The following is a 16,474-nucleotide window of genomic DNA, read 5'->3' as shown; positions in this document are numbered from 1 at the left end:
GAACTGGACAGCATGAGCGAACCGATCGTCTGGACCTATGACTGGGTGCCCAAGGGGCCGCGCGGCTTCGTGCGCGACATGCGGTTGCGCTGGGCTTGCGAGGAGGCCGGCTTTGCCTATGGCGTGCGAACGGTGCCCTTCGACGACCGCGGCCCCGCGCATCTGGCGCTGCAACCCTTCGGCCAGGTGCCGTTTCTGAGCGACGGCGCTTACCCTGTTCGAAAGCGGTGCGGGCCTGCTGCATCTGGCGCGGAAAAGCGAAACGCTGATGCCCCGCGATCCCGTCGGCGAGGCCGAAACGCTGCAATGGACGATCGCCGCGCTCAATTCGGTCGAGATGGTGTCCGTGCCCTGGTGGTTCCTCGAGGTGACGGGCGCCAGGGACAACCACCTCACCGGCTGGCTGGAAAGCCGCCTCGACCATATGGAGCGCGTTCTCGGCGAGCGGCAATGGCTTGCGGGCGGACGGTTCACGGTGGCGGACCTGCTGATGGCCGATGTGCTGCGCGTGCCGAAAATCCGCGCCTTCGGCGCGCGCCCCGCGACGGAGGCCTATGTGGCGCGCATCACCGAGCGCCCGGCCTTCCTGAAGGCCCGGGACGACCAGATGGCGCATTTCGCAGCGGCGGACGCGCAGCGCGGCTAGCCCTTTCGGGCGCGCCGCCAAACGAAATGCACGATCTGCCGCCCTGCCCTTGATTTGAACACAATGGCCTCCTATATCACGCCCATCGGCATTGCTAAGGAGCGCTGGAAGGCCTCTGCCGCTCGCAACTGCCGCCATCGCCTGCTGCTTTTGACCACGGATGTACTGGCACGGGTGAACAGGTGATGATGAGGAAGGTCGGTGCGTTTTCGCCCCGGCCTTTTTTATTGCGCGGAACAATGCGCCGGCCGTTCCGATTTCGGTTTCATCCCATGTAACCACCGGAGAGGCCGCCATGGAACGCACCGCGACAGCACAACTTGCCGCAGACTATCTCCGCCTCGGCGGCGGACGGCTTGCCAAGATCGACGACAACCAGCTCAGCACCCGCACGTGGGAGCACGAAAGCCCCGCTGCCGAAGCCTTCTGGAACGAGCACATCGCGCCGCTCGACGAAAAGACGCGCGACGAGGTGATCTCGCACCTGCCGACCATCAACACCGTCTGATGCTTCGCCTGTTGCGCGGAAGTTTCGCAGGCCGTTTTTGCCGGCATCTACCTGTGCGGCGACACGCGAGCGCCCACACTCCGCCACGATCTTCGCCATGAGATGACCTGCGGCCGGGAACCAATGCACCGGATTCGCCATTATCGTGCCAGTTAGAAGGAGTGCACAAATGAACAAGAAGCTTGGAAGCGTCCTGGTGTTGACCCTCGCGCAGGCTCTCGCAACGACGGCTGGCGCAGCGGATATGGTCATCCGGGACGAGGCGCCGGTCTATGTCGACCGCGGCGCGCGTGACGGGGTGAAGATCGGCATGCTGACCTGCGAGGTCGGTGGTGGCGTCGGCTACGTGCTCGGCTCGGCCAAGAGCGTCGATTGCGTCTTCAGCGCAACCAATGGCGAGCGCGACGCCTATACCGGCGTCATCCGCAAGATGGGCGTGGACCTCGGCTTCACGACGCAGGGCCGTATCGTCTGGGCGGTCTTCGCACCGACGGCCGGCTATCACCAGGGCTCGCTCGGCGGCCTCTACCAGGGCGCGACGGCGGAAGCCACGGTCGGCGTCGGTGTCGGCACCAACCTCCTGATCGGCGGCACGTCCGGCTCGATCCACCTGCAGACGGTGAGCATCAGCGGCCAGATCGGCCTCAACCTCGCGGCCACCGGCACGTCGGTGACTTTGACGCCCGCGGGCTGACACTTTTTACGGGCGGCTTCGGCCGCCCGTTTGCTATTGTGCGTTTTGCGGTAGACTGTGTTCCGGAGGAGTTCGCCCATGATCCGTCTCGTTCCACCGTTTCTCGCCGCACTTCTGCTGGCCGGCTGCGTCGCCGAAGGCGCGATCAGCGATGGCCCCGGCATCGCTCCCATTCCCGGCAGCATCACCTATGGCGGCCAGCCGCGCACGAAGCTGCGCAAGGCGCCGGTGGGCAGCACCTTCGATCATGTCTTCCAGGACAATCTCGGCCGGCGCGTGGTGGAAACCTATCGCATCCAGCCCGACCGCTCGCTTCTTTTGATCCACCGGCGCGTGCGAATCGAATACTTCTGAGGCGTCAGACCAATGGAGGCGACCATGCTGGAAAGCACCGACATCGAACTCGAAGACGAACGGCTGAAACAGCTCGACATTCTGGCCGAAGAGCGCGCCATGACACCGCCGGCGCTGCTGGCGCACTATGCCTCGGGGTCCTTCGGTTTCCATGAGGCCGTGCACACCGCCTCCATCGTGCTCGACCTCGTCGACGACCAGCTTCTGCACCATCCGGCGATTGCCGGAAACAGCGAATGGTTCCGCCTCGCGGCACGCGCCAGCGAAGCCCTCTTCAATCTCTACCAGTCGATGGGTGCCGCCCAGCTTGCGACGCACGGAGCGGATGAAGGCAAGCGGCCGGAAGAGCTGAACGCCAGCAACGACGACTGACCTTCCGCCTGAAAGAACCTTGGCGCGACGGGTTATTTCCCGTCGCGCAGCGCCTGCACGACGCGCTCGCGGCCGACCTTGATGACATTCTCCATGGCGCGCCGCGCGCCGTCCTCGTCGCGCCGGTCGATTTCCTCGACGATGCGGATATGGGTGGCGGCGACGTCGCCCGTCTTGCCCCGGTCGGCGGGCGAGGACAGCTTGAAGGCACCGACCAGCGCCGCCTCGATCAGGCTGCCGACGGTGCGCAGGAACGGATTGCGCGAGGCCTCCAGCACCGAGAGATGGAATTTCAGGTCCGCGACCGCCAGCGATTCGGCCGTGTGCTCCGCATCGCCCATGGCGACGGCGAGCCGCATCATCTGGCTGATATCGGCTTCCGTGGCATGGCGCGCGGCGAGCGCCGCGGCATGCGGCTCGAAGGCGAGCCGCACTTCGGACAGGTGCAGCAGGAAATCCTCGTTGATGCCGACGGCGAAATACCAGGTAAGGATATCGCTGTCGAAGAGGTTCCACTGGGTGTTCGGCGTCACGCGGGTGCCGATGCGCGCGCGCGGCACGACGAGGCCCTTGGCGGCAAGCGTCTTCATAGCCTCGCGCAGCACGGTGCGGGAAACCTTGAAGCGGGCGGCAAGCTCCGCGTCGCCCGGCAGCGTGGCGCCCACGGGATACTCGCCCGCGATGATCGCCCGGCCCAGCTCGTTGACGACCTGCGCATGACTGGTGCGCGTGTTCATCCCGCTGATGACCGTCTCAAGCAGACCCTTGCGCAAAAATCGTCCCCTCCTCCGGTCCGAAGCACTCCTTCTGCTGCGGAACCATCCCGCAGGTATAAAGCGCCCTGCCGATTCCGCAAAGGATGTTCCTGTCGCATCCCCATGGGACACACGAAAAAGGCGTCCCTTGCGAGACGCCTTTTCCTTTCCTTCGTGCGTTGCCGCTTACTGCGGCAGCTTGTCGTCGACGCCGGCGACGTAGAAGTTCATGCCGAGCAGCGTGCCGTCGTCCGAAACGGCGCCGGCTGCCAGCCAGTCCGAACCGTCCTGCTTCTTCACCGGACCGGTGAAGGGGTGCAGCTCGCCCGAACGGATCTTGGCTTCCACCTCTTCGGCGGCCTTCTTCACGTCGTCGGGCATGTTGGTGTAGGGCGCCATCGTCAGGATGCCGTCCTTCAGGCCGTCCCAGATCTGCTCCGACTTCCAGGTGCCGTCGAGAACCGCCTGCGTGCGCTTGATGTAATAGGCGCCCCAGGTGTCGACGATGGCGGTCAGCTGGGTGTTCGGGCCGGCGGCGATCATGTCCGAAGCCTGGCCGAAGGCGTGGATGCCACGCTCGGCGGCAACCTGCATCGGCGCGGTCGAATCGGTGTGCTGCGTCAGGATGTCGACGCCCTGATCGGCCAGCGCCTTGGCCGCGTCGGCTTCCTTGCCCGGATCGGCCCAGGTGTTGGCCCAGACGATCTTGACCTTGAAGTCCGGGTTGACGGACTGCGCGCCGAGCATGAAGGCGTTGATGCCCATCACGACTTCGGGGATCGGGAAGGAGGCGATGTAGCCGGCGACGCCCTTCTTGGACACCTTGGCGGCGATCACGCCCTGGATGTAGCGTCCTTCATAGAAGCGGGCATTGTAGGTGCCGACGTTTTCGGCGCTCTTGAAGCCGGTGGCGTGTTCGAACTTCACGTCCGGGAACTTCTGGGCGACCTTGATCGTCGCGTCCATGAAGCCGAAGGACGTGGTGAAGACGAGCGCGCAACCCGAGCGCGCCATGCGCTCGACGGCGCGTTCGGCATCCGGGCCTTCCGGCACGTTTTCGAGGAAGGCGGTCTCGATCTTGTCGCCCATCGCCTTTTCGAGTTCCTGGCGGCCGCGGTCGTGGCCTTCCGAATAGCCGCCGTCCGTCTTGGAGCCGACGTAGATAAAGCAGATTTTCGTCTTGTCCTGGGCGCTGGCGACGGCGGCAAAGCCGAGAACCGCGGCCGAGGTTGCGAGAGCGAGAATGATTTTCTTCATTTTATCCTCTGTGGTTGGAGTGGTTGTATCCCGTCTTCTTGTTCTTCATCACCGATCGGGCACGAACGGCTTGCCGAGCGAGGCAGGCGTGTTGATCAGCGTCATGCGTCGATTGTGCGATATCAGAATGAGTACGATAACAGTGGCGGCATAGGGAAGAGCCGACAGGAACTGCGAGGGAATGCCGATGCCGAAGGCCTGGGCGTGCAGCTGGCTGATCGACACCGCGCCGAAGAGATAACCGCCGAGCAGCACCCGCCACGGCCGCCAGGACGCGAAGACGACGAGCGCCAGTGCGATCCAGCCGCGCCCGGCCGACATGTTCTCCACCCACTGCGGGGTATAGACGAGCGAAAGCTGCGCGCCGGCAAGGCCCGCGCAGGCGCCACCGAACATCACGGCAAGGTAGCGCGTGCGGATGACATGGATGCCGAGCGCGTGGGCCGAGGCATGGTTGTCGCCGATGGCGCGGATTTTCAAGCCGGTACGGCTCTTGAACAGGAACCAGTTGACGCCGATGACCAGCGCGATCGACAGGTAGAAGATGATGTCCTGCCGGAAGAGCAGCGGGCCGAGGACGGGAATGTCGGCGAGGACAGGGATTTCGATGGGCTGGAGCTTCGCGCCGGACATGCCGACATAGGGCTCGCCGATCTGGCCGGACACGCCGAGGCCGAGAATGGTCAGCGCGAGGCCGGTCGCCACCTGGTTGGCGACGAGCGTCAGCGTCAGGAAACCGAAGAGCAGCGAGAACAGCGCGCCGCCGACGATGCCGGCGAGAATGCCGATATAGGGCGAGCCGGTAACCTGGGTGGCGGCGAAGGCGATGGCCGCGCCCATCACCATCATGCCTTCCACGCCGAGATTGAGCACGCCGGTGCGTTCGGTGACGAGCTCGCCGATGGAGGCGAGCACCAGGGGCGTCGCCGCGGTGATGACCGTCAGAAGGATTGCTTCGATCATGCCCATCAGTGCGCTCCGCCTTCGCTGGACCGGCCGAGGCGGGAGAAGACCAGCCGGATCTTGTATTGGATGAGCGTGTCGCAGGAGAGCACGAAGAACAGCAGCAGCCCCTGGAAGACACGCGTGACCTTGTCGGAGACGCTGAGCGTCAGCTGCACCGCCTCGCCGCCGACATAGGTCAGCGCCAGGAAGAGGCCCGCCGCGATGATGCTCAGCGGATTGAGACGGCCGAGGAAGGCGACGATGATGGCGGTGAAGCCATAGCCCGGTGAAATGATCGGCTGCAGCTTGCCGATGGTGCCGCTGACTTCGGAAATGCCGGCAAGGCCGGCGAGCGCGCCGGACAGCAGCAGGGAAAACCAGATCATGCGCTTGGAGGAGAAGCCGGCAAAGCGCCCTGCCCGCTCCGACTGGCCGAGCACGGTGATCTCGAAGCCCTTCAGCGTGTAGCGCATCATGATCCACAGGCCGATGGCGGCGATGACGGCGAAGGCGAAGCCGAGATTGGCCCGTCCCGAGGAAACGAGCTCGGGCAGGATCGCTTCCGGCGCGAAGTCGCGCGTCACGGGGAAGTTATAGGCATCCGGGCTGCGCCAGGGGCCGCGCACCAGCCAGTCGAGGAAGAGCTGGGCGATATAGACCAGCATCAGGCTCGTCAGGATCTCGTTGGTGTTCATATGCGCCTTGAGGAAGGCGGGAATGGCGGCATAGAGCGCGCCGCCGATCATGCCGAAGATCAGCATCAGCGGCAGGACGAGCGAGGAATGCCAGTCGTGGAAGACGACGGGCACGATGGCGCCGGCTATGGCGCCGGCGATGAACTGGCCCTCGGCGCCGATGTTCCAGTTGTTGGACCGGTAGCAGACGGAGAGACCGACGCCGATCAGGATCAGCGGCGCGGCCTTGATGGCGATCTCGTGCAGCGACCAGACGTCGAGCAGCGGCTCGATGAAGAAGCTGTAGAGCGCCGAGCCCGGGCTCTTGCCGAGCAACGCGAACATGATGCCGCCGGCAATGACGGTAAGGCCCAGCGCCAGGAACGGCGACAGCAGCGAGAAGAAGGTGGACGGATTGGCGCGTTTTTCCAGTTCAATGCGCATGAGCCGCCTCCTCGCCTTCGGTCTTGCCGTACATGCCGCCCATCAGGAGGCCGATCTTCTCGCGCGTCAGCTCGCGTGCGGGATAGGCGTCGGACAGCCGCCCCTCGCTGATGACGGCGATTTCCGTCGCCACCTCGAAGATCTCGTCGAGGTCCTGGCTGATGACCAGCACGGCCGAACCGGCCCTGGCAAGGTCCACCAGCGCCTGACGGATGCGGCTTGCCGCGCCGGCATCGACGCCCCAGGTCGGCTGGTTGACGATCAGCACGGCCGGCTGGCGGTCGAGTTCACGGCCGACGATGTATTTCTGCAGGTTGCCGCCGGAGAGCGAGCCGGCGGCCGGGTCCTCGCCGCTCTTGCGCACGTCCATGTTTTCGGAAATGCGCTTCGAGGCGATGCGCACGACGGCATGGCGGATGATGCCGAGCACGCCGCCGGAGAGGAACGTCTTGCGGTCCGACTGGTTGCGCGCCAGGACGAGATTGTCGGAAAGCGGCAGGCCGGGCACCGCCGCATGGCCATGGCGCTCCTCGGGCACGAAGCCCGCGCCCATCAGGCGGCGGGCGGTAATGCCGAGATTGCCGGCGGCCTTGCCGCGCACGAAGACGGCGGACGCATCCGCCACCGGATATTCGCCCGACAGCGCGTCGAACAGCTCGCCCTGGCCGTTGCCCGCGACGCCGGCAATCGCCAGCACCTCGCCGCCCCGCACCTTCAGACAGACATTCTTCAGTGCGACGGCGAAGGGCGTCCTTGCGGGAACGCTCAGATGGCGCGCTTCCAGCAGCACCTCGCCCTTGGTGTTCGTGCCCGCCGCGCTCACCGAAGCGACGTCGCTGCCGACCATCATGCGGGCGAGCGAGGCTGGCGTTTCCTTGCGTGGATCGCAGGCGCCGGTGACCTTGCCGTGGCGCAGCACCGTGGCGCGGTCGCAGATGCGCTGCACCTCTTCCAGCCGGTGGCTGATATAGAGAACCGAGCGGCCCTCGGCCTTAAGCTTGGCGAGCGTCTCGAACAGCCGGTCCGCCTCCTGCGGCGTCAGCACCGAGGTCGGCTCGTCGAGGATGATGAGTTCGGGGTTTTGCAGCAGCGCGCGCACGATCTCGATGCGCTGGCGCTCGCCGACCGACAGATCCGCGACATGGGCGTTCGGATCGAGCGGCAGGCCGTAGAGGTGGGAAAGACGCGAAGCCTCTTCCGCCACCTTGGAAAGCGAAATGCCGGGGCTCAGCGACAGGGCGATGTTCTCGGCCACCGTCAGCGCCTCGAAGAGCGAAAAGTGCTGGAAGACCATGCCGATGCCGAGCCGGCGCGCGGCGCCCGGGCTGGAAATGCGGACGGATTCGCCCTTCCACAGGATATCGCCGCTCGTCGGGGCCAGAACGCCGAAGAGCATCTTCACGAGGGTGGATTTGCCCGCGCCGTTCTCGCCGAGAAGGGCGTGGATTTCGCCGGGCTGGATATCGAGGTCGATGCCGTTGCAGGCGGCAAACGTACCGAAAAGTTTTGTCAGGCTGCGGACAGCCAGCAACGGACTGCCCCCGGGTGCTCCAACGGCTGACACTCTGCCCCCTCTCGTCTCATGCCCCGGCGCCCATTGGGGGCTTGTCAGGGGATGAGCAATGTCGTTCCACTTGTTTTTCTTGTTTCCAGATCCGTGTGCGCGCGCCCCGCATCCGCCAACGGATAAGTCTGATGAATATTGATACGCACTTTGTTGCTTTGCACAACATCAAAGAGCGAGTTTGCACATGCATCGAGTGCCTCGCGCGTCGCGATATAGGCGAAGAGCGTCGGGCGCGTTGCGTAGAGCGATCCCTTCTGCGAGAGCAGGCCCATGTTGAAGGCCTCGACGGGACCGGAGGAATTGCCGAAGCTGACGAAGAGCCCGCGCGGCTTCAGGCAATCCAGCGACTTGGGGAACGTATCCTTGCCAACGGAATCGTAGACGACGTCGACGCCCTTTCCGTCGGTCAGGTCCCGCACCCGGGCGACAAAGTCTTCCTTGCCGTAGTCGATGACATGGTCGTAGCCGTTGGCGAGCGCGAGATCGATCTTCGCCTGCGAGCCCGCGGTGCCGATGACCGTCGCGCCCAGCGCCTTCGCCCACTGGCCGGCGATGAGGCCGACGCCGCCGGCGGCGGCATGGAACAGGATCGCGCTGCCCGGCTTCACCGGATAGGTCTGGAGCAGCAGGTATTGCGCCGTCATGCCCTTCAGCATCATGGCCGCCGCCGTTTCCAGCGAAATGCCGTCCGGCACCTTCACCAGATGCTTCGTCGCGACATTGCGCTCGGCCGCATAGGCGCCGTCGGCCGAGGCATAGGCGACGCGGTCGCCGATGGCGAAATCCGTGACGCCTTCGCCGATCGCCGTGACCGTGCCCGCCCCTTCCTTGCCGGGAATGAAGGGCGGATCGGCCTTGTAAAGCCCGGTGCGGAAATAGACGTCGATGAAATTGAGGCCCACGGCCGCCTGCTTGATCTGCACCTCGCCCGGACCCGGCGCATTCAGCGGCACGTCCTCGAGCTTCAGAACTTCCGGTCCGCCGAGGCTGCGGACGACGATCGCCTTGGTCATGTCATGCTCCGTTGTTCTGTTCTCTTGTCTGGTCGCCTTGTCCGACACCGAGGCGATGCCGCTTCGGCTGGACATGCTCTACTTGCGGCCAAGATTCGGGAAGGCCTGCAGCACGGCGCCGATGCCATAGAGATAGAGCCCCGTGCCGACGACGCCCCAGACCACCCAGTCGGGCGTATCGAAATGCAGGAGAAGCGCGTAGCCGCTGAGGGCCGCCCAGAGGAAGAAGATCGCAAGATTGACGGAGCGCAGCCGCTCGACGCGCACCGGATGCAGGAAGTTGATCGGCATGAAGGTGAGGAAGACGGAGACGAAGACGATAATCGAGGCCGTCAATTCGCTTGGCTTGATCACGAAGAGCGTGAAGACCACCATGTTCCACACCACGGGAAAGCCGGAGAAGAAATATTCGTCGGTCTTCATGCCCATATCGGCATAGTAGATGGCGCTCGACACGACGATGGCGCCCGCCGCGACGAAGGACCAGGGCTCACCGATCATGCCGCTCTGGTAAAGCGCGAAGGCCGGAAGAAGCACATAGGTCACATAGTCGATGACGTTGTCGAGCGTATCGCCCGACCAGTTCGGCAGCACTTCCTTGACGCGCACCTTGCGCGCGATCGGCCCGTCGATGCCGTCGACCAGCAGCGCCAGGCCCAGCCACCAGAACATGTCCACGAAGCGGTGTTCGGCGGCGGCCACGACGCCGAGAAACGCGAGAAACGATCCGGATGCCGTCAGGATATGAACGGAAAAGGCGCGGATTTCCGCGTAGGGCACGCGCTTGTAGTTGAAGAACTTCATTGCCGTTCGCAGTCCATCCCTTGGGGCCTGTCCCGGCCGTGGCCGGATGTGCCCTCTTGTGCGGTCACTGCCGGTAATATGCATTGATTGCCCGGCATCGCCAGTGGAAATCGCCCCGCCGCCGGGTGGTTCCATGGCCTGCGCCGATTCATCCCATGGAAATTGCCTCTTTGCGGGCCTAGTCTTGGCGCGATAGAAGCAGCGCAAATCTGTGGGAAACGCTTCCCGCCCAGGAGGTCGGTCATGAGACAATTCGATATCGCGGTCGTCGGCGCCGGACTTGCCGGCAGCCTCGCCGCCCTGGCGCTTGCCGAATCGGGCCGCAGCGTCGCGCTGATTGCGCCGCCCGCGCGCGCCGGCGACGGCCGCACGACCGCGCTCATGGACCAGTCCATCGCCTTCCTGAAGACCCTCGGCCTGTGGGACGACATCGCCCCGCACGCCGCAGCGCTGGAAACCATGCAGATTCTCGACGGCACGTCCCGCCTGCTGCGCGCCCCGCCCGTCGCCTTCCGCGCCGGCGAAGTCGGCCTCGAGGCCTTCGGCTACAACATCCCCAATGCCCCGTTCCTGACCGTGCTCGATGCGCGCATCGCCGCGCATCAGGGCATCGCGCGGCTGGAAAACGGCGTGACGGCAGCAACCGCGTTCGAGGCCGGCGTCGAACTGGTGCTCGACACGGGCGAGCGCGTCACGGCCGGTCTCGTCGTCGGGGCGGACGGGCGCAAGTCTAAGATCCGCGACAGCGCCGGCATCGACGTGAAGACCTGGTCCTATCCGCAGGCCGCGCTCGTGCTCAACTTCACGCATGAACGCCCGCACGGCAATGTCTCCACCGAGTTTCACACCGAGAGCGGCCCCTTCACACAGGTGCCCCTGCCCGGCCGTCGCTCCAGCCTCGTCTGGGTCCTGCCACCGGCGGAGGCGGCGCGCCTGCGCGATCTCTCCACCTCCGATCTCGGCCAGGCGGTCGAGGCGCGCATGCAGTCCATGCTCGGCAAGGTTTCCGTCGAGGGTGGCGCGCAAAGTTTTCCGCTGTCGGGCATGACGGCGGCGCGGTTCGGCAAGGGGCGCTTCGTGCTGGTCGGCGAGGCCGCGCATGCCTTCCCGCCCATCGGCGCGCAGGGCCTCAATCTCAGCCTGCGCGATATCATGGCGTTGCGGGAGGCTCTCTCCAGTGAGCCGGCCACCGTCGGCGAACGCTTCGACCGCAAGCGGCAGGCGGATGTGCGCTCGCGCACGCTCAGCGTCGACCTGCTCAACCGCTCGCTCCTGTCGGATTTCCTGCCCGTGCAGTTCCTGCGCTCGGCGGGACTGCATCTGTTATCGGCGCTCGGGCCGCTACGCGGCATCGTCATGCGCGAAGGCATCGAGCCGCTCGGCTCGCTCAAAGCCCTGCGCGACATGCTACGGGAACGGGTCGCCCGGAAGCAGGCCTGACTTGATCAGGTAGAGCAGGACCGTCACCGTCGCGACCGACAGCACCGTGGTGATGAGGATGGTCGCCGAGGCCCGCTCCTGCCAGACGCCGTATTGCTGGCCGATGACGAAGACATTCGTCGCCGTCGGCAGCGCGGCGAGCAGCATGGCGGTGAACACCCAGACCGGATCGAAATTGCCGAAGAAGCCCAGCACCAGATACATGGTGACGGGCAGCAGCAGCAGCTTTGCCGGCACGATATAGCCGATTTCGACCGGCACCCGCTTCAGCGGGCGAAGCGCCAGCGTGACCCCCATGGCAAAGAGCGCGCAGGGCGCCGCCGCCTGCGCGAGATAGTCGATCAACCGCTGCAAGGGAAGCGGCGGTTCGAAGCCGGCAAAGGCGGCGACGAAACCGGCCGCCGTGGCGATGATGAAGGGATGCGTCACGATCTTCTGCACGATGCCGCCGATCACCGCGATTATCGGCCGCTTCTCGCCGCCGGCCAGCGCCATCAGCGCGGGCGCGACCATGAAATGCAGCATGTTCTCGAAGCAGAAGACGAGTGCGACGGGCACCGCCGCCGGCTCGCCGAAGGCGAGCAAGGCGAGCCCCGGCCCCATATAGCCGATATTGCCATAGGCCGCCGCCAGTCCCTGGATCGTCGCCTCGCCGATGGTCGCGCGGCGCAGCCACAGGCCGACCGCGAAGATCAGGGTGAAGACGAGATAGGTCGCGCCGATATCGGCAAGGATGAAATCGACGCGCGTCAATTGCTCGATCGGCGTCTTCGCCACCAGCTTGAAGAACAGCGCCGGCAGCGCGATGTAGATGATGAAGGTGTTGAGCCAGCCGAGCGCTTCCACCGGTTGCTTCGTGATGCGCGCGACCACGTAACCGAGGAAGATCATGCCGAAGAACGGCAGCACCAGTCCGATGATGTCCGCCATGGGCTGAAGCCTGCTCCCGCCTGATCGGGCCGATGCCCTGGCATTCCCTTTGTCGCCGGATGCGACGCCGGCGCGGCGCCGCACCGGCTCAAGATGCTCTAGCCGATTTGCGAGAGAATGGGAAACGTTTGCTGGAACCAGATGGCGACGGCGCTGATATAGCCGAAGATGAAGGCGAGGCCCGTCAGGATGAGCAGCACGCCCATCAGCTTCTCCACCGTGCCGAGATGGCGGCGGAAGCGCACGAGGAAACGCATGAAGGCGCCGGAAAAGCCGGCGGCGATCCAGAACGGCACGGCAAGCCCCAGCGAGTAGACGGCCAGCAGCGCGGCCCCGTCGCCCACCGTCTCGCGGGCGGCGGCAACGCCGAGGATCGCGCCCAGAACCGGGCCGATGCAGGGTGTCCAGCCGAAGGCGAAGGCAAGCCCCATGACATAGGCGCCGGAGGCCGTCGCCGGCTTGCCGCCGCCCTGGAACCGCGCTTCGCGCGCGAAGAGTCCGATGCGCAGGATGCCGAGGAAGTGCAGCCCCATGAGAATGATGATGACGCCGCCGATCTGCGCGAGCACATCGAGATGCCTGCGCAGCACCATGCCGATCGTCGAAGCCCCCGCGCCGAGCGCGATGAAGACCGTGGCGAAGCCGAGCGTGAAGAAGAACGCCGCCAGGAGCACCGCCCCCCGCGCATCCCGCCGCACCGCAACCGCCTCGTTGCCGCGGAACTGGTCCACCGAAATGCCCGCCATGTAGCACAGGTAGGGCGGCACGAGCGGCAGCACGCAGGGCGACAGGAACGACAGGGCGCCGGCAAGAAGCGCGCTCAACAGGGAAATATCGGCAATCGACAAGGGGTTACTCCAGGACGACCGGAGGAAGCGATTACGGCAGCCCGCCCGCATCTCCATTTGCGCCCTCAGATAGCCCCGCCCACCCTCTCCTGCCAATCACCTTTTGGAGAACGCGGCGAAATGTCGTTGGGGGAAGGTGTGGGGAACCTGCGGACCTACCCTCCATGGAAAACTTGCCGCGCCCGCCACCTGGTGGTAATTATTACTACCGAAAGTCTGCGGAGGTAAAATCATGGCAAATGTGGAAAAGATCAGCGTCTCGATGACGACCCAGCATGCCGATCTGCTGCGCAATGCCGTGGCGAGCGGTGCTTACGCCAGTGGCAGCGAGGTCATTCGCGAGGCTTTGCGTGAATGGCAGCAGCGACGCGGCAACATCGCCACGCTGAAAGCCATGTGGGAAGAAGGCAAGGCCAGCGGCGAAGCGACCGAAGTCGATTTCGATGAACTGCGCGACGAGGCCCGCAAGGAATTGACGTCCGTAAAGCCTCATGCCCGCTAAACTTCTCTGGCCCCCGAAGGCCCGCGCCGACGTGAAGGCTATCTACGTCGAGATCGGCAGAGAGCAACCCAAGGCCGCCGAACGCTATTTCGAGCGGTTCCGCAATAAGGCCGAGCTTTTAAGGGAGCATCCGCGCCTGGGCGAGCGTCATACGGAAATTTTCCGCTCGGCCCGCATGCTGGTCGAAGCGCCGTATGTCATTCTGTACGAGACCACGCCTGATACCGACGATGGCGACATTCACATCGCCTGAGGAGCTGAGCTAGACTGCTGGCACGCAATGTCCACCCCGCCAACCGCCACATCCCAACATGACCATCATGACCACGCCCCAGCGCGGCCGCGCGTTTCTGCGTGGCCACGCGTGATGTCAATCACCAACCTGCACTCTGCTCCAGCAAGTTGCCGCTACCTTCACCGCGACAGTCGGCTAACTCGCACTGCTTGGCTGCGCGCTGATCAGGCGGTAGGGCGGCTATACGCTGTCCGTCCCGCGGATCGACTCGCCTTCGCGGCCAGCGCCCCCACAGCGGTGGGGCTGTCGGAACTTGAAAGGGTGGCGGTCGAAGATATTGGGAGCCTTTCTGACTTAAGCACTTCTGTACGGCCTCAAGCAGTTTTTTCGCATCGTCCTTAAACTTTGGAGAGAGTTCAACAACGTTGTCGGCTGCTAAGCGTTCTTGGAAAAATCGACGAATCTGATTTTTCGTCGGTTTCGTCGTCGAGCCAACTTCCGCAGCTATGAGGTCTAGGGCAGCTTTATCCAGCAAATTCTCAATTTCAGCGAGGCCAGGTACCAGATCACCAATCCCCACAATATCAGCTGGAGGAACGGCGAATTCGGTCAAATATCTCTCCCGTTCTGCCTTTCCTTGCTTGTCAGAATCGAGAATGAAGAGGAAATCGAGCCCCCATCCCATATGAATGCTGAGAAGAGCGTCCAGCGTCCCCGCCCCCATAGCAGGCAGCAAAGCTAAATCCTTCATATTCATGAGCCGGCTAGCATATCTCATGATGTAATAGTCGGATTTACCCTCGAGTATTACAGATTGCTTTCTGCTATCAAATTTGGAAGGAACGACATTCAATCTGTCGAGAATTGGCTGAAAGTAGCTTGTCTGACTGGGGTGTTCATTTACAAAGGTACGGTACTTTGTTGCTTGAATATCGAGCGATTCGTCGTCTAACGATACAGCGTCCATAATCGAAGACGCCGGCGCATCTGCCCTATTAGTGACAATGAATGTTTGCTCAAGCCACTTCGGCTCGATCATATAATGAGAATGCGTTGTGTATATCAGAACGTGCTGATGTTTCGCGATCTCTGGGAAACTGTCGATAAGCTTCTGCTGGGCGGCCGCATGCAAATTCGCCGCGGGCTCGTCGAAAAGGAACAACACTGGGCGGACAGTGTCCCGTGCCACCCGAAACTGTGTAAACAGCATAAAAGCGAAAAACCACCTAAAGCCTAGAGACCTGTCATTAACCTCAAATCGTCGTGTTCCATCACGTATATTGAATTTTATAACAACATTATGTTTTTGCGTCTTCTCGGAAACACCTGCTTTATTTATCTCCTCACCTTCCACTACATCGTAGCTAATCACTATTTCCTTACCGGCGGACTTCTCTCCAAATATTTCATTCCACCTTCCAAGAACAAATTTTGTTACTATAGAGCTCGCCCTATCCATAACTTGCTGTATCTTGTCGCGATCGCGATGGTTGGACCAAAGTGAAAGAAAGCTCGTCCAAGAGAGAACAAAATCTTCATTTTGAACTCTCTGCATGATGGATTCATCAATGGTGTGACCCTGCCCATCTTGATCAAGAATATCTTGAAATACCCGTCGATACAAAGAATCTTTCGCTCCAAATTTTCCACTCAAGTATATTTTTTTAGGAAAATCGAATACAAAAGTCGGATAGTAAGCTATGCTTGGTATTCTAAAAAATATCCATCGCCACACTTTAGCAAATTCTTCATCGCTTGGGGTTCTGAATTTTCGTTCCCCTTTCTTTTTTACTCTAAGTAGCGGCTCAATTCGGTCTTTCGACGCCTGTTTGTCGCCATTTTTGTAATTCCTCTCCTTGAACATTGTGATTTCATTTGGAATGTTCTCTAAGGTAATTTCGGGCGCAAGCATCCGCGTGATAAATTTGCGGTCATGTTCATCAACGGCAAGAGTCGCGGCTACGCTGATTGTGCCGGTGAAGCTGGATAGTAGGTGCCTAGGAACACTATCGTCTTCAGAAGACACGCCGCGGTCTATCAAATCCCGTGTGCCGAGGTCGGGCGAGAAGCTGTAGATTGCTTCCAGAATGGTTGTCTTGCCGCTCTCATTCAACCCAACAAGCGGAAAAACCGACGCCCCAGCGCTTGAACTCAAATCGATTGTTGTATCTTTAATACCTTTGAAATTTTGAATGCGAAATTTTGTGTAGCGCATGTCGGCCCCTCAACTTTGAGGGGAAGTGTCTCCGACGTGCCGTAGGTTGTCTAGAGGGGCTATCAAACAGCGGCAGTACATTTTACCCAGCGATGGGCCCCCTTCTCATCCTTGGCATTTCATATACTTGATCCCGGCGCCTTATTCGCGGCCAACAGCACCCGGGTCCGGCCTACCAGCTTCGGAGCGTCACGTTTACGCTTCGCTTTCTCATATTCAGCCTCGATCCGACCCAGCTATGGCTAGCCGGCCCTATATGAAGGTGCGCGCA

At 62.6% G+C, this 16,474-nt stretch carries 17 protein-coding genes and 1 pseudogene; 8 read left to right on the top strand and 10 right to left on the bottom strand.

From position 1 onward, the window contains the following. The first annotated feature begins 12 nt into the window (after positions 1-12). From V8U06_RS16060 to V8U06_RS16040, 5 genes and pseudogenes are all read left to right on the top strand, one after another. A pseudogene (locus V8U06_RS16060) lies at positions 13-646 on the top strand (glutathione S-transferase family protein). Positions 647-941: 295 nt separating this feature from the next. Then, complete coding sequence (locus V8U06_RS16055; RefSeq protein WP_427141505.1) at positions 942-1,154, top strand: hypothetical protein; 213 nt, start codon at positions 942-944, stop codon at positions 1,152-1,154. A gap of 169 nt (positions 1,155-1,323) precedes the next feature. Next, complete coding sequence (locus tag V8U06_RS16050; RefSeq protein ID WP_427141504.1) at positions 1,324-1,848, top strand: DUF992 domain-containing protein; 525 nt, start codon at positions 1,324-1,326, stop codon at positions 1,846-1,848. A 78-nt stretch (positions 1,849-1,926) separates the two neighbouring features. Continuing rightward, the gene (locus V8U06_RS16045) at positions 1,927-2,202 is read left to right on the top strand and encodes a hypothetical protein (protein ID WP_427141503.1); all 276 of its coding nucleotides are present in this window, start codon (positions 1,927-1,929) and stop codon (positions 2,200-2,202) included. Between the two features lie 24 nt (positions 2,203-2,226). Beyond that, entirely contained in the window at positions 2,227-2,574 is a 348-nt protein-coding gene (locus V8U06_RS16040; RefSeq protein WP_427141502.1) for a hypothetical protein, read from the top strand. Between the two features lie 32 nt (positions 2,575-2,606). Here V8U06_RS16040 and V8U06_RS16035 read toward each other — a convergent pair whose 3' ends face one another. From V8U06_RS16035 to pcsA, 7 genes are all read right to left on the bottom strand, one after another. Beyond that, positions 2,607-3,311, bottom strand: coding sequence for a FadR/GntR family transcriptional regulator (locus tag V8U06_RS16035; protein WP_427141579.1), 705 nt, complete (start codon positions 3,309-3,311; stop codon positions 2,607-2,609). 204 nt (positions 3,312-3,515) lie between these two features. Further along, the gene (locus V8U06_RS16030; protein WP_427141501.1) at positions 3,516-4,586 is read right to left on the bottom strand and encodes a BMP family ABC transporter substrate-binding protein; all 1,071 of its coding nucleotides are present in this window, start codon (positions 4,584-4,586) and stop codon (positions 3,516-3,518) included. A gap of 48 nt (positions 4,587-4,634) precedes the next feature. Then, the gene (locus V8U06_RS16025) at positions 4,635-5,555 is read right to left on the bottom strand and encodes an ABC transporter permease (RefSeq protein WP_427141500.1); all 921 of its coding nucleotides are present in this window, start codon (positions 5,553-5,555) and stop codon (positions 4,635-4,637) included. Further along, positions 5,555-6,649: an ABC transporter permease gene (locus V8U06_RS16020; RefSeq protein ID WP_427141499.1), complete on the bottom strand. Its 1,095-nt coding sequence runs from the start codon at positions 6,647-6,649 to the stop codon at positions 5,555-5,557. Before V8U06_RS16020 ends, V8U06_RS16025 begins: the two co-directional genes overlap by 1 nt. After that, entirely contained in the window at positions 6,639-8,213 is a 1,575-nt protein-coding gene (locus V8U06_RS16015) for an ABC transporter ATP-binding protein (protein WP_427141498.1), read from the bottom strand. The genes V8U06_RS16020 and V8U06_RS16015 overlap by 11 nt, the downstream gene beginning before the upstream one ends. 44 nt (positions 8,214-8,257) lie before the next feature. Then, on the bottom strand, positions 8,258-9,229 hold the full coding sequence (locus V8U06_RS16010; protein ID WP_427141497.1) for a quinone oxidoreductase family protein: 972 nt from the start codon (positions 9,227-9,229) through the stop codon (positions 8,258-8,260). Between the two features lie 78 nt (positions 9,230-9,307). Then, positions 9,308-10,033 (bottom strand): phosphatidylcholine synthase, encoded by a 726-nt coding sequence (gene pcsA, locus V8U06_RS16005; RefSeq protein WP_226919190.1) that lies wholly within the window; start codon positions 10,031-10,033, stop codon positions 9,308-9,310. Between the two features lie 243 nt (positions 10,034-10,276). Between pcsA and V8U06_RS16000 the strand changes: the two genes are divergently transcribed. Continuing rightward, complete coding sequence (locus V8U06_RS16000) at positions 10,277-11,473, top strand: UbiH/UbiF family hydroxylase (RefSeq protein WP_427141496.1); 1,197 nt, start codon at positions 10,277-10,279, stop codon at positions 11,471-11,473. Here the strand turns inward: V8U06_RS16000 and V8U06_RS15995 are convergent. Both V8U06_RS15995 and V8U06_RS15990 read right to left on the bottom strand, forming a co-directional pair. Beyond that, positions 11,441-12,403, bottom strand: coding sequence for an AEC family transporter (locus V8U06_RS15995; protein WP_427141495.1), 963 nt, complete (start codon positions 12,401-12,403; stop codon positions 11,441-11,443). The genes V8U06_RS16000 and V8U06_RS15995 overlap by 33 nt on opposite strands. A gap of 98 nt (positions 12,404-12,501) precedes the next feature. Next, on the bottom strand, positions 12,502-13,251 hold the full coding sequence (locus V8U06_RS15990; RefSeq protein ID WP_226919193.1) for a cytochrome c biogenesis CcdA family protein: 750 nt from the start codon (positions 13,249-13,251) through the stop codon (positions 12,502-12,504). Between the two features lie 232 nt (positions 13,252-13,483). Here V8U06_RS15990 and V8U06_RS15985 point away from each other — a divergent pair, with 232 nt between their 5' ends. Further along, the gene (locus tag V8U06_RS15985) at positions 13,484-13,753 is read left to right on the top strand and encodes a type II toxin-antitoxin system ParD family antitoxin (RefSeq protein WP_427141494.1); all 270 of its coding nucleotides are present in this window, start codon (positions 13,484-13,486) and stop codon (positions 13,751-13,753) included. Then, positions 13,743-14,006 carry a type II toxin-antitoxin system RelE/ParE family toxin gene (locus tag V8U06_RS15980; RefSeq protein ID WP_427141493.1) on the top strand — a complete coding sequence of 88 codons (264 nt, stop codon included), beginning with the start codon at positions 13,743-13,745 and terminating at the stop codon, positions 14,004-14,006. Before V8U06_RS15985 ends, V8U06_RS15980 begins: the two co-directional genes overlap by 11 nt. Before the next feature lie 121 nt (positions 14,007-14,127). On the opposite strand, the gene V8U06_RS15975 is transcribed toward V8U06_RS15980, so the two are convergent. Further along, positions 14,128-16,203 carry an ATP-dependent nuclease gene (locus V8U06_RS15975; protein WP_427141492.1) on the bottom strand — a complete coding sequence of 692 codons (2,076 nt, stop codon included), beginning with the start codon at positions 16,201-16,203 and terminating at the stop codon, positions 14,128-14,130. Positions 16,204-16,474: the final 271 nt, after the last annotated feature.

Origin of the sequence: Shinella sp. G-2 (assembly GCF_050172695.1) — a bacterium.
In the GTDB taxonomy this organism is placed as follows: domain Bacteria; phylum Pseudomonadota; class Alphaproteobacteria; order Rhizobiales; family Rhizobiaceae; genus Shinella.
Note: the sequence above shows the minus strand (reverse complement) of the source record. Positions and strands in the feature narration are given on the sequence as shown.

Bases quoted from the DNA above. Each gene is read 5' to 3' on its own strand.
- V8U06_RS15985 (WP_427141494.1), top strand. From the start codon at position 13,484: ATGGCAAATGTGGAAAAGATCAGCGTCTCGATGACGACCCAGCATGCC.
- V8U06_RS15995 (WP_427141495.1), bottom strand. From the start codon at position 12,403: ATGGCGGACATCATCGGACTGGTGCTGCCGTTCTTCGGCATGATCTTC.
- V8U06_RS16055 (WP_427141505.1), top strand. From the start codon at position 942: ATGGAACGCACCGCGACAGCACAACTTGCCGCAGACTATCTCCGCCTC.
- V8U06_RS15980 (WP_427141493.1), top strand. From the start codon at position 13,743: ATGCCCGCTAAACTTCTCTGGCCCCCGAAGGCCCGCGCCGACGTGAAG.
- V8U06_RS16025 (WP_427141500.1), bottom strand. From the start codon at position 5,555: ATGGGCATGATCGAAGCAATCCTTCTGACGGTCATCACCGCGGCGACG.
- V8U06_RS16030 (WP_427141501.1), bottom strand. From the start codon at position 4,586: ATGAAGAAAATCATTCTCGCTCTCGCAACCTCGGCCGCGGTTCTCGGC.
- V8U06_RS16040 (WP_427141502.1), top strand. From the start codon at position 2,227: ATGCTGGAAAGCACCGACATCGAACTCGAAGACGAACGGCTGAAACAG.
- pcsA (WP_226919190.1), bottom strand. From the start codon at position 10,033: ATGAAGTTCTTCAACTACAAGCGCGTGCCCTACGCGGAAATCCGCGCC.
- V8U06_RS16010 (WP_427141497.1), bottom strand. From the start codon at position 9,229: ATGACCAAGGCGATCGTCGTCCGCAGCCTCGGCGGACCGGAAGTTCTG.
- V8U06_RS16000 (WP_427141496.1), top strand. From the start codon at position 10,277: ATGAGACAATTCGATATCGCGGTCGTCGGCGCCGGACTTGCCGGCAGC.
- V8U06_RS16050 (WP_427141504.1), top strand. From the start codon at position 1,324: ATGAACAAGAAGCTTGGAAGCGTCCTGGTGTTGACCCTCGCGCAGGCT.
- V8U06_RS15975 (WP_427141492.1), bottom strand. From the start codon at position 16,203: ATGCGCTACACAAAATTTCGCATTCAAAATTTCAAAGGTATTAAAGAT.
- V8U06_RS16020 (WP_427141499.1), bottom strand. From the start codon at position 6,649: ATGCGCATTGAACTGGAAAAACGCGCCAATCCGTCCACCTTCTTCTCG.
- V8U06_RS16035 (WP_427141579.1), bottom strand. From the start codon at position 3,311: ATGAACACGCGCACCAGTCATGCGCAGGTCGTCAACGAGCTGGGCCGG.
- V8U06_RS16045 (WP_427141503.1), top strand. From the start codon at position 1,927: ATGATCCGTCTCGTTCCACCGTTTCTCGCCGCACTTCTGCTGGCCGGC.